This window comes from Gemmatimonas sp. (genome assembly GCF_044345575.1).
GTDB lineage: Bacteria > Gemmatimonadota > Gemmatimonadetes > Gemmatimonadales > Gemmatimonadaceae > Gemmatimonas.
Genome location: NZ_JBIJAW010000076.1, coordinates 1 through 12,189, shown reverse-complemented (window position 1 = coordinate 12,189; position 12,189 = coordinate 1). Strand labels below are relative to the sequence as shown.

Below are 12,189 nucleotides of genomic sequence, written 5' to 3'. Positions count from 1 at the left end.
GAGAAGACCGACACGGCGGACATCACCGCGAGCGCGCAGGCACAAGCCTTGGCGCCGCGAACGAGCGAACGGGAGATCGTCATAAGCGAGATATCGGGTCAGGAGGGAAATGAATCGGGCGGCCCCCGCGTGGGAGCCGCCCGAATTGTATCACCGGCGGGAAGCGGGAGGTTCCCTCACGGGCCCTCCCGGCACCCCGGTTTACTGCATGTTCCGCACGGGGCCGATGGCCTTGTCCAGCTTGGCCTTGGCGGCTTCGAGCTCCTTCCGCAGGAAGGTGTACCGCTCGAGTGCATCCTGCCCCACCTTCTGGTCGGCACGCGCCGTCATGCCGGCCAGGTAGGTGATGTGCGCCTGCAGCCCCGGCTTGCCGTAGCGGATGGGCTGCGTGTTGACCGTTTCGCTCACTTCCTTCACCTGCTTGGCCGTATCGGCCGCGGCACCGCTGGCGTTCTTGTACTTCGTTTCCGCCGCACGCACGCGGGCCAGCAGCGCGTTCACGTCGGCCACCATTTCGCGCATCTTCACGTTGTGCGCAAACTGCGCCTGCAGGTCCGCCTCGGTGGTGCCGTCGGCCGCAAGACGCGGGTCGATGCGCACACGCAACGGCACGGTCTGCGTGTTGCCGGCGATGGTGATCTTGGCCGTATAGGTGCCCGGCGGTGCCATGAGCCCGTTCTGGTGCTGCATGTTCCAGACGAAGCGATTGAGCCCGGCCTTCTTGGTCACGAGGTTCATCGTGGGTCCCTCGGCGAAGGCCGGCATGCGCCCGCCGCGTCCCGCCATCATCGACTCGTCCGGGTCTTCGTCCTCGCCACCGCGGCGACGGGGCGGCTGCACCGGCACCACGCCACTCTTGAAGCTGTTCACTGCCTTGCCGGCGGCATCGGTGATCTCGATGCGCACCGTGTCCGACGTTTCACCCGGCAGATAGTAGTCGACGGTGGGGCCGAGCAGCGACTGCGCCACGTTGGTCTTGTAGCCGTCACGCGGACGGAACACCGTAGCGGCACTCGTCGTGGTGGGACCGAGCTGCTGCAGCGGCGCGATATTGTCGAGAATCCACGCCGAGCGCCCCTGCGTCGCGATCACGAGGTCACCGCGGTGCACGCGGATGTCGTTGATCGGGATGATGGGCATGTTGAGGTTGAACGGCTGCCAATGCGCGCCGTTGTCGAACGAGATGTAGAGGCCGAATTCGGTACCGGCGTAGAGCAGCCCCTCGCGCACCGGATCCTCGCGCACCACGCGCACCGGATTGTCGGCGGCGATGCCGTTGGTGCCGTCGGTGAGCAGCTTCCATGACTTGCCGTAATCGTTCGTGAGGTAGATGTACGGCTTGTAGTCACCCAGCAGGTAACGGTAGGTGGCGAAATACGCCGATCCCTTGCGGTGCGGCGACGCGTCGATCCACGCCACACGGCCGCCTTCGCCAAGTCCGGCGGGCGTGACGCGCTTCCACGTCTTGCCGTCATCACGCGTGACGGAGAACGGCCCGTCGTTGGAGCCGGTCCAGATCACGCCCTTTTCGAGCGACGACTCGCTGATCGCGTAGAGCGTGCTATAGAACTCTTCACCCGTCACGTCGCGCGTGATGGGCTGACCGCTACCGCCCTGGCAGCACTTGGGGAACGCGGTGAGATCGGGCGAGATCTTTTCCCACGACGCGCCGTTGTTGCGCGAGCGATGCAAATACTGCGACCCGTAGTAGATGACCTTGGGGTCGTGCGGCGACGTGGCCATGGGCGTCGTGCGCTGCATGCGGAAGATCAGATCGCCGCCGTCATTCCCGTAGAGCGACTGCGCGCCGATCCAGTAGTTCTTCGTAACGCCCGCCTTCACGTTCATCACGGAGTACTGCCCCTTGCAGTTACCGTGGATGAGGTTGTCGTCACCGGGGTGCGGGATGATCGGCCCCGTTTCACAGCCGGGACCCACGCGCACCGCCGCCATGTTGAACGGATTGTTGACGCTCGGCACGATGTACGTGCTGTTGTCCTGCTGCGCCATGTACAGGTTGTACGGGAACTGGTTATCCAGCCACACCCCGTAGAACTCGGCCGTGGGCAGAATGTCCTGTGAGCTCCACGTCTTCCCGCCGTCGAACGACACGTTGGCACCACCGTCGTTCGACTGGACCATCGTGTTCCCGTTGCTCGGGTTGATCCAGATATCGTGGTTGTCGCCGTGCGGCGTGCGGAACGGCGCGACCGTCTTGCCGCCGTCGGTGCTCTTGTAGAAGGTCTCTGCCCCGCCGTACACCACATCGGCGTTGGTCGGGTCCGCGCCGAGCGACGTGTAGTAGAACGGGCGCGTGATGAGCCCCGGCGTGCTGTTCATCAGCTGCCAGTTCTCACCGGCGTCGTCGCTGCGATAGAGACCACCACCGGGCAGCGCCTCCACCAGCGCGTACAGGCGATTGGGGTTCGCCGCGGTCACCGCGACGTTGCCCTTACCGATGAGCTGATTGGGCAGACCGGTGGTCTGGATGCGCTTCCACGTCTCGCCACCATCCGTGCTCTTGTAGAAGCCGCCTTCGCGCGAGCCGGAGATGATGCTCCACGGCTTGCGTTCGATGCGGTTCATCCACGCGAACACGACGTTCGGATTGCCCGGCTGCAGCTCGACATCCATGGCGCCGGTGCTGTCGCTCACGTACAGCGTCTTCTTCCACGTCTTGCCACCGTCGGTGGTCTTGAAGACGCCGCGCTCGTTGTTGGGCTTGAAGATGTCGCCGTAGGCGGCCACCCAGGCCACATCGGGGTTGCTGGGATGCACGCGCACCGCCCCGATCTGCCCCGCGTTGTAGAGCCCCTTGAACTCCCACGTCTTGCCGGCGTCGGTCGAGCGATAGACGCCGCGACCGGTGGACACGTTGGAGCGCACGCCGTCGGAGCCGGTACCCAGCCAGATCACATTGGGGTCGCTGTCGGCGACCACCACCGAGCCCATGGAGCCCACCGGCACCTTGTTGTCGGTGATGGGTTCCCAGCTTTCCCCACCGTTGGTCGTGCGCCACAGGCCGCCGCTGGCGACGCCCATATAGAACGTCTTGGGTTGGGAGGGCACGCCGGTCACGGTGGTCGCGCGACCACCGCGGGAGTGCCCCACGAGGCGGTACTGCATGCCGCGGAAGAGCGCCGGATCGACCGACGCCATGAGGGGGGCCTTCGGGGCGGCCGCAACACGGGCGGCGGCCGGTCGGGCAGCCGGCTTGGCAGCCTGGGCACCGGCGAGAGCCGGGGCGGCACCAAGGAGGGCAAGAAGAACCGGAGCGGGACGGCGTATCATGCGTCGAGACGGTTGAGGGGGGGACCGGCCTGTGCGCCGGACTCGTGTAAGCTACGCCGCATTCCGTCCCGCGTTGAGCGCTAGCGCCATCCCCCCTGCCCGACAGCCGGCTACCGCGCGATCGCCCCGGCGTTGATCCCCGACGCCAGGTCGAAGACCTGCCCCACCGCGCCCACCACACAGCGCGAACGGTCGAGGCCGAGCGACTGGCGGAATCGATAGACCGTTTCCACGCCCGTGCAGTGCGCCCCGATGAGATGGCGCACGCCGAATCCACGCAGCTTCTGCTCGGTCCACGCCAGCGTCTGCTCCGACGCATTGAACAGATGGATGCCACCGATGAGCGCATGCACGGGCGCGGGGCGTACCGCATCGCGGGCGTGCTCGATCGTGTTCACCACGCCGGCATGGCCGCAGCCGGTGAGCACCACCAGCCCCTGCTCCGTGTCGAAAACCATGGACATGTCGTCGGGCACGGTATCCTCCACGAGCTGCCCGCCAATCTCCACCTTCGTTTCGGGACGCCCGGCGGCCGCAACGCTCCAGTTCCGCTCCGGATGGCGCCGCGGCACCGGCCCGGTGAGCCATACGCCCGGATACAGCTCGGTGGGCTTCGCATGTACGACGAAGCGACCGCCCGTCGCCTCGTATTGCGGACGGAACCGGTTCATAGCGTTGAGATCGTTCGCACTGCCCTCGCGCCGCCGCGGCGCGAAGATCCCCTCGGCCACATGCGCCCGCCCCAGCGCATCGGCGCGGGTCGCCGACAACGCCGTGCGCAGCGGTACGAGGCCGATGGTGTGGTCACCGTGATTGTGACTGAGAATCACCTCGGGCACGGTGTCGAGCGCCACGCGCAGCTCGCGCGCATTGCGCGAGACCACATCGTCGTGTGCGCCCGTGTCGAACAGCAGGCGGCGCCCATCCACCTCCACGAGGGCTCCGAAGCCCCACTCGCCAATGCCACTGTCGGCAAGCATGGTAGAGAGAATGGTGATGCGCAGCTGGCTCACCTTGCGGGGGGCCGTTGCCGACGGCCGTCCGGCACTGCGCACGAGCGCAGGAGAGCACGGCAGCGCCAGACCGGCGAGTGCCAACTGCCGCAGCATGTCGCGACGTGACTGCATGGACGATGCTCCTGGAGACGCGGTGAAGAGGCGGGTGATCGTTCAGCTGGCGCGCACGGCGCGCCCGCGGTTGGCCAGATGCTGCCCGTCGCGCACGGCCACGGCACCATTCACGATGACCGCACTGATGCCCACCGGATACTGAAACGGGTTGGCGAAGTCGGCACGGTCGGCCACCGTGGCGGCGTCGAACACCACCACGTCGCCCGCCATGCCCACGGCCAAGCGGCCACGATCGCGCAGATGCACCCGGTCGGCCGGACGCGCGGTCATCTTGTGAATGGCGTCGGCCAGCGACAGCGCTCGGCGTTCACGCACGAAACGTCCGAGCACGCGTGGCATTGTCCCGGCCCCGCGCGGATGCGGACTCCCGCGCCGCGTGGGGCCATCGATCGAAAAGCCGCCCCCATCGCTGCACACCATACCGTACTCGTGCGCCAGCAGCGCATCGATGTTGTCCTCGCTCATCGCGAACCCCAACATCCCCACATCGACCTGATTGCGGCGTAGCAACCCCACAGCCGCATCGTACGGATCGTTCCCGCGCGCGCGGGCCCACGCGCCGAGTCGCTTGCCCTCCGCGTCACGATCAGCGGCCTGATTCACACGTGCGATCTGCACGTTGTCCCATCCACCGATCAGTTCCACCTTGGCCAGCGCCTCACGCTTGATGCGCGCCGCCGTGGCCGGTTCGTCGAGACGCGCGAGAAACGCGGCGTCACCGCCGTCACGGGCCCACACGGGAAACAGATTCGAGAGTCCCGTCTGGTAGGCCTCGTACGGATACACATCGAACCACGCGTCGACACCGGCCGCGCGCGCGTCACGCAATCGCGCGAGCGATGCGTTGAGCTTGGGCCAGTTGCGCGTACCCTGCTGCTTGAGATGCGACACCTGCAGCGGACAGCCCGCACCGCGCGCGACCGCGATGGATTCGTCGATGGCCTCGAGCAGCCGATCATCCTCATTGCGCATGTGTGTGGCGTACGGCAGCCCCCGCGCACTCAGCGGTCGGCACAGTGCGATGAGTTCGTCCGGCGTGGCGAAGGCCCCCGGCGTGTACTCGAGCCCGGTGCTCGTTCCGCAGGCGCCCTCGCGCAGCGCGCGCTCCACCATCGCCACCATGCGCGTGAGTTCGTCGGCGGTGGCCTTCCGGTCGGCCTCGCCGACCACGGCGCCACGCACACTCCCGAGTCCGATCATGCTCGCCACGTTCACCGCGGGCGCAATGGCCGTGAGGTCCCGCTCCCAGTCTACGAAGGACTTCCCCTCTGCGCCGCTGAACCGTGAGCTGCCATCGGCCCCCACCACCATGGTGGTGATGCCCTGGCGGATGACGCTTTCGGCCCGCGGATCCTCGCGCAGGTTGCCGTCGCCATGCGAATGAATGTCCACGAACCCGGGCGACACCACGAGCCCGCGTGCGTCGATTTCCTCACGTCCGCGCGCCGCGAGCCGTGCGCCCATGGCCTGCACGCGCCCGTCACGAATGGCGAGATCGAGTTCGCGGCCGGCCCCGCCGAGGCCATCATACACGGTCCCACCCCGCACGACGAGGTCGTGCTCCTGTCGCCCGCGCACGTGCACGAACGGCCCCACGGCGCCGAGGACGGGTACCGCACATGCCGCGAGGACGCCGTGCACGAGAAAGTCGCGGCGCGTGCTCATCGCTTTGCCCCCGGCCCCAGCACCACGCGTCCCGGGGTCGCGCCCGTGTGTTCGCCGTTCTTCAGAACCTGCACGCCGTTCACGAACACATCGCGGACGCCGGTCGCATACTGATGCGGCTGCTCGAACGTCGCGTTGTCGCGAATGGTCTTGGGGTCGAAGATCACCACATCGGCATGATAGCCGGGCTTGAGCCACCCGCGGCGTGCGATGCGCAGGTTGGTCGCCGGCAGACTGGTGAGGCGCCGGATCCCCTCCTGCAGCGAGATGACCTGTTCGTCGCGCACATACTTGCCCAGAAAGCGTGCAAAGGTGCCGTAGGCCCGCGGATGCGTGTTGCTCTTGAGGAAGTTGCCCTCCGTAGCCATCGAGGCCGCGTCGGAACCCACGCTCACCCACGGCTTCCGGATCTGCGCGGCGATGTTGTCCTCGTTGATGATGAAGTAGATGGTGCCCACGCGGGTCCCGTCCTTCACCACGAGGTCCATGGCCGTTTCCTCGGGAGAGGTGCCGCGCAGCTTGGCCACCGCGGCGAGTGTCTTGCCCGTGTACTGCTTGAGCGAGTCGGCCTTGAACCCCGCCAGCACCACCCGCTCCGGAGACCCGGCCGCGAGCAGCAGGCTCTCCCACTGGTCGGTCGGTGTGCGCATTTCTTCCGCCACCTTCTTGCGGATGGCCGGATCCCGCAGACGCTTGGCCCAGGCGGCATAGCCACCGGCCTGCACCCACGGTGGCATGGCCGCGTCGAGCCCGGTGGCGCCCGCCGTATACGGGTAAATGTCAGCGGTGATCTCGAGTCCCTGCGCGCGCACGGAGTCGATGCGGGCCAGGACCGACGCCATCTTGGGCCAATTGCTCTCACCGGCAGCCTTGAGATGATAGATCTCGGCTCGTGCCCCGCTCTCACGCGCGATGGTGATGAGCTCCTCGACTGCCTGCTCGAAGCGCGCGCCCTCGCTGCGCATGTGCGAGATGTACATACCACCGTAGGGCGCAGCGGCCTTCATGAGCGCAACCAGCTCCGGGGTCTTTGCATAAAACGCCGGCGCGTAGATGAGCGACGACCCCACGCCAAGCGCCCCCTCCTCCATGGCGGTCCGCACGTCGGCTTGCATGGCCGCCAGTTGCTCCGGCGTGGGATCACGATCGTCCCAGCCCACGTGCTTCATGCGCAACGTGGTGGCCCCCACGAACGACGCGATGTTGGTGCTGATGCCCTTCTTTACCAGCATCTCCTGATACTCGCGGAGACTCGTCCAGGTAATCGGATACGTGATGTCGCCCTGCTGCGAGCGCATCTCCGCCTTGAGCGTGTCCGACAGCGGCCCCATCGAGTCGCCCTCGCCCATCACCTCGAGGGTGACGCCCTGCCGGATGTCGCCCTGGCTGCGCCCGTCCTCGATGAGCGACTCGGTGGACCAGCTCAGCATATTGATGAAACCCGGGCTCACTGCGAGGCCAGTCGCATCAACTTCGGTGGTGCCCCGCTCCTTTACGGTGCCAACGGCCACGATGGAATCGCCGCGCATCGCCACGTCAGCCACGACCGGCTCGCTGCCCGAGCCGTCGTAGACGGTGCCATTTCGGATCACCACGTCGTACGACGTGGCGGGTGAGCAGGCGCCCACGGCGAACGCGCCGAACCAGGCGGCGAACGCCATGCGGCCGCCGGTCGAACAGCGCGCTGATCGGTGACGCGTGTCGGGGCGAGAGCAATACTGATTGGCCATGATCAACACGACGGTTGTCAGTTCGATACTTCAGGATGTTCGCAGCGAAGCATGAAATTGGCGCGTAGTCGTGCAGCGCGTTAGGCTCCCAGATTCCCCTGTCGTGCGTCCCCGTCCCCGCACACGTCCATGTCCACTGCCCAAGCCGCGGCCCCATCCACCGCCGGCCCCACGTTATTCGCCTCCTGGCGGGACGACATCCCAGCGTCGGTCGTCGTCTTCCTCGTCGCGCTTCCGCTCTGCTTGGGGGTCGCGCTCGCCTCCGGCGCCCCGCTCCTCTCGGGTGTCATCGCCGGCATCGTCGGCGGGATCGCCGTCGGCGCCGTCTCCGGTTCGGCGCTCATGGTGAGCGGACCGGCCGCCGGTCTCACGGCCATCGTTCTCGCGGGGATCGCGCAGGTGGGCGGGTTTCCCCGTTTCCTGCCGGCGGTCATTCTCGCGGGGCTGCTGCAGGTCATCCTCAGCGCGGCTCGCGCCGGCGTCATCGGCTACTACTTCCCCTCCGCGGTGATCAAGGGGATGCTCGCCGCCATCGGACTCACCCTCATCCTCAAGCAGATCCCGCACGCCGTGGGCTACGATGCCGACTACGAGGGTGACTTCGCATTCGTGGGGCCGTCGGGCGAGAACACTTTTGGCGCCATCGGGTCGGCGCTCCAGCAGGTCCAGCCGGGGGCGATTGCTGTCGCCCTGCTGGGCGTCGCCCTCATGATCTGGTGGCCGCGGTCGCCCATGAAGAAGGTCAAGCTGTTCCCCGCGCCGCTGGCTGCGGTCGCGCTTGGTGTGGGCGTGAACGAACTGCTCATGGCGCTCGAGCCGTCGTTCGCCATTCGCGGGACGCATCTCGTGAGTCTTCCCACCACCGGCGTGAGCGGCGTCCTGTCCCAGATTGCGCGTCCCGATTGGACTGCCCTTGGCGACACTCAGGTCTGGATGCTGGCGGCAACGCTGGGCATTGTCGCCAGCCTCGAGTCGCTCCTCAGCCTCGAAGCCACCAACAAGCTCGATCCCGCCAAGCGCGATGCGTCGGCCAACCGTGAGCTGCTGGCGCAGGGAATCGGCAACATGCTGTCCGGATTCTTCGGTGGACTGCCGGTGACCGGCGTGATCGTGCGCAGCAGTGCAAACGTGGACGCGGGCGCACGGTCGCGATTGTCCGCCATCGCCCATGGCGTGTGGCTCGTGATCGCGGTGCTCGCGCTTGCCACCCTGCTCAATCGGATTCCGCTGGCGGCGCTCGCCTCGGTGCTGCTCGTGACGGGATTCAAGCTCACCACGCCGGCGCTCTGGAAGAGCGCGTGGCGGCTTGGCTGGTCGCACTTCATTCCGTTCGCCATCACGATCGTTGCCATTCTGCTCACTGATCTGCTGAAGGGCATCGGCGTCGGCCTGGTGATCGGAATCGGCTTCATCATCGCCGAGCACATGCGCAATCCCGTGCTCACGAAGGTGAGCCCACCGGGGGCAATTCTCACGCGCTACACGCTCCCCGATCAGGTGACATTCCTGAGCAAACTGAAGCTGGTGCAGCTGCTCGAATCGCTCCCGCCCGGATGCCGCGTGGAAATCGACGGCCGAAAGACGACGCGCTTCGACTACGACGCACTCGAGGCGCTCCTGTCGTTCCGCGAAACGGCCCGCGACCGCAACATCGATTACCGGCTCGTGGGAATTCCCGAGACCGACCTCACGCCTGCGCACTGAGCGAACCTACCATGGAAAATTTCCGCAAGATCATCCAGCACAATCGGGAATGGGCCGCGGCCATGAAGGTGGTCGACCCCGACTATTTCGAGAAGCGCGCCAGCAGTCAGGAGCCGTTGTTCCTCTACATCGGCTGCGCCGACAGTCGCGTGCCGGCGAACGTGGTGACGGGGACGCAGCCCGGCGAACTCTTCGTGCACCGCAACATCGCCAACGTGGTGCTGCCGAGCGACCTCAACGCCATGAGCGTGCTGCAGTATGCGGTGGAAGTGCTCGACGTGAAGCACGTAATCGTCACCGGGCATTACAACTGCGGCGGCGTGAAGGCCGCGATGGGCAATCAGAGCTACGGCCTCGTGGACCTGTGGCTGCAGCCCATTCGCAACGTCGTGCGCTGGAATCGGCCGGAACTCGACCAGATCGAGGATGAGCAGGCACGATTCGACCGTGTGGTGGAGCTGAACGTGCTCGAACAGCTCTATCACCTGTCGGAGACCCCCATCATCCAGAACGCGTGGGCCAAGGGCAAGCGCCCGCTGCTGCATGGTCTCGTGTACGACATTCACGAAGGGCTGCTTCGCGAAATCGCCACCGGCATCGACTGCCAGGAAGCGGCCGATGGCCTCGCCCAGCGTCGTCAGTCTGGCGTGCCCGCGGGCCCGCCGCCGATCATGGGGCGCATGGCCAATCCGGTGTTGGCCGGCGACGAGCTAGCCGACCAGATCGCCAAGCGCGTCATGGATCGGATGGCGGTGATAGGCGCGGCCGCAGCCCCGAAGAAGTAACTTTCGGGCATGGCCAAGATTCTTTCTCCTTTCAAGTCGCTCCCCATGGAGCGCCGTCAGTGGCTGGTGAGCCAGGCGCTGACGAAGCACAAGGGCGCCAAGTCGCTTTATGCCCAACGTATCGCTGCCAAGGGCGGCGGCTTCCGCGCCGCCACCCTGATGTCATGGCCCGCCGAAAAGGTGGGCAAGGAAGCACTCCGGCTCGGCGCCCTCACGGCGCAGGACGAACTCGAGCTGCTGCAACTGCTGTACGTGGATCTCGAGCCCCAGTACCAGGTGACGTACCTCGACGCCGCCGGTGTGACGCACGAGAACGGCGTGCTGCCCGAAGATCTGGAGGCGCCGTACACGGATGCCGACGGCGTGAGGAAGGGTGCCGAGGCGGTGCTCGCCGCCCACGGCGACGCCGGACGGCACTATCTGCGCACGCTGGTGGTGTACAACCTCGCGGCATGGCCGGGACTGGACGCGGTGGTGCCGGCCGAGGGGTAGGGACGGCGGGAGATCGTGTGACAGAAGCCGGATAGTACGGAAGCTGGTGGCACGAAAGCTGGTGGTACGGGACATGGTGCCACGGATAACGAAAACAGCGGGAGACTTCGCCTAATGCGTTGTCTCCCGCCGTTTCGTTTACCGTTTCAGCAATTTCCGTGGGACTAGCTTCCGTCCCCAAAGCTTCCGTCGTTGCGCTGCTTCCTCAGCGCATCCCGAACATTCCGCCGCCGCCGAACGGCATCCGCGGCATCCCGCCTTTGCCGCCGCCCTGCATGCCGCCCATCTTCTTCATCATCTTCTGCATCTCGCGGAATTGCTCGAGCAGACGATTCACTTCGTTCACCGGGCGGCCGCAGCCCTTCGCGATGCGCGCCCGACGCGAGCCGTTGATGATCTCCGGCTTCTTGCGCTCGGCCGGCGTCATGGACAGCACGATCGCTTCGATGTGCTTCATGCGCTTGGGATCCATCTTCACGTCCTTCAGCATCTTCGGGTTCACACCCGGCAGCAGCTTGAGGAGGTTCTCGAAGGGCCCGAGCTTCTGCATCTGACGCATGGCCGAGAGGAAGTCCTCGAGGTCCATGCCTTCCTTGCGGACCTTCTTCTCGAGCTTCTTCGCTTCGGTGGCGTCGAAGGCTTCCTGCGCCTTCTCCACGAGCGACACGATGTCACCCATCTGGAGAATGCGCCCCGCCATGCGCTCGGGATGGAACTCTTCGAGCGCATCGGGCTTTTCGCCGACGCCGATGTACTTGATGGGCTTCTTGAGCACCCCGTAGATCGACAGCGCCGCACCACCACGCGCATCGCCGTCGAGCTTGGTGAGAATCACGCCCGTGATGTCGAGCGCCTCGTTGAAGCCCTGCGCGATCTTCACCGCTTCCTGACCGGTCATGCCGTCGGCCACGAAGAGGATTTCGTCGGGCTTGATCGCCGCCTTGAGCTTCTTCAGCTCCTCCATCATGTCGGCGTCGATCTGCAGGCGGCCCGCGGTGTCCACGATGACCACACGATCGCGGTTGCGCGTGCCCTGTTCGATACCGGCCTTGGCGATCTTCACCACATCCTGCGTGGTGCGATCAGCATAGACGGGCACATCGAGCGCCTTGCCCAGCGTCTCGAGCTGGTCAATGGCGGCAGGGCGATACACGTCGGCCGCCACCAGGCGGGTGCTCTTGGCCTCGAGCTTGAGCTTGCGCGCGAGCTTGCCGGCCGTGGTGGTCTTACCCGAGCCCTGCAGGCCGACCATCATGATGATGGTGGGCGGCACGGAGCTCATGCGCAGCCCCTCGCGCCGCTCGCCGAGCATCGCGGTGAGCTCGTCGTGGACGATCTTCACCAGCTGCTGCGCCGGCTGCACCGTCTTGAGCTGCAGCACGCCGACCGCCT

At 66.2% G+C, this 12,189-nt stretch carries 8 protein-coding genes; 3 read left to right on the top strand and 5 right to left on the bottom strand.

What is annotated here, in order from left to right:
* Positions 1–201: 201 nt before the first annotated feature.
* The 4 genes from ACIQ6O_RS06750 to ACIQ6O_RS06735 all read right to left on the bottom strand — a co-directional run bounded on the left by ACIQ6O_RS06750 (position 202) and on the right by ACIQ6O_RS06735 (position 7,747).
* A complete protein-coding gene (locus ACIQ6O_RS06750) occupies positions 202–3,291 on the bottom strand; it encodes a hypothetical protein (RefSeq protein WP_396207017.1) in 3,090 nt (1,029 codons plus the stop codon).
* Positions 3,292–3,401: 110 nt separating this feature from the next.
* Positions 3,402–4,418: an MBL fold metallo-hydrolase gene (locus ACIQ6O_RS06745; RefSeq protein ID WP_396207016.1), complete on the bottom strand. Its 1,017-nt coding sequence runs from the start codon at positions 4,416–4,418 to the stop codon at positions 3,402–3,404.
* A gap of 42 nt (positions 4,419–4,460) precedes the next feature.
* A complete protein-coding gene (locus tag ACIQ6O_RS06740) occupies positions 4,461–6,086 on the bottom strand; it encodes an amidohydrolase family protein (RefSeq protein WP_396207015.1) in 1,626 nt (541 codons plus the stop codon).
* A complete protein-coding gene (locus tag ACIQ6O_RS06735; protein ID WP_396207014.1) occupies positions 6,083–7,747 on the bottom strand; it encodes an amidohydrolase family protein in 1,665 nt (554 codons plus the stop codon). Before ACIQ6O_RS06735 ends, ACIQ6O_RS06740 begins: the two co-directional genes overlap by 4 nt.
* 198 nt (positions 7,748–7,945) lie before the next feature.
* Here ACIQ6O_RS06735 and ACIQ6O_RS06730 point away from each other — a divergent pair, with 198 nt between their 5' ends.
* The 3 genes from ACIQ6O_RS06730 to ACIQ6O_RS06720 are packed head-to-tail and all read left to right on the top strand — an operon-like array spanning position 7,946 to position 10,797.
* Positions 7,946–9,520, top strand: coding sequence for a SulP family inorganic anion transporter (locus ACIQ6O_RS06730; RefSeq protein ID WP_396207013.1), 1,575 nt, complete (start codon positions 7,946–7,948; stop codon positions 9,518–9,520).
* An 11-nt stretch (positions 9,521–9,531) separates the two neighbouring features.
* Positions 9,532–10,305, top strand: a complete 774-nt coding sequence (locus ACIQ6O_RS06725) for a carbonic anhydrase (RefSeq protein WP_396207012.1) — start codon at positions 9,532–9,534, stop codon at positions 10,303–10,305.
* A gap of 9 nt (positions 10,306–10,314) precedes the next feature.
* Positions 10,315–10,797: a hypothetical protein gene (locus ACIQ6O_RS06720; protein ID WP_396207011.1), complete on the top strand. Its 483-nt coding sequence runs from the start codon at positions 10,315–10,317 to the stop codon at positions 10,795–10,797.
* Between the two features lie 205 nt (positions 10,798–11,002).
* Here ACIQ6O_RS06720 and ffh read toward each other — a convergent pair.
* The coding region (gene ffh / locus ACIQ6O_RS06715; RefSeq protein ID WP_396207010.1) for a signal recognition particle protein at positions 11,003–12,189 on the bottom strand (1,187 nt) is incomplete at its 5' end.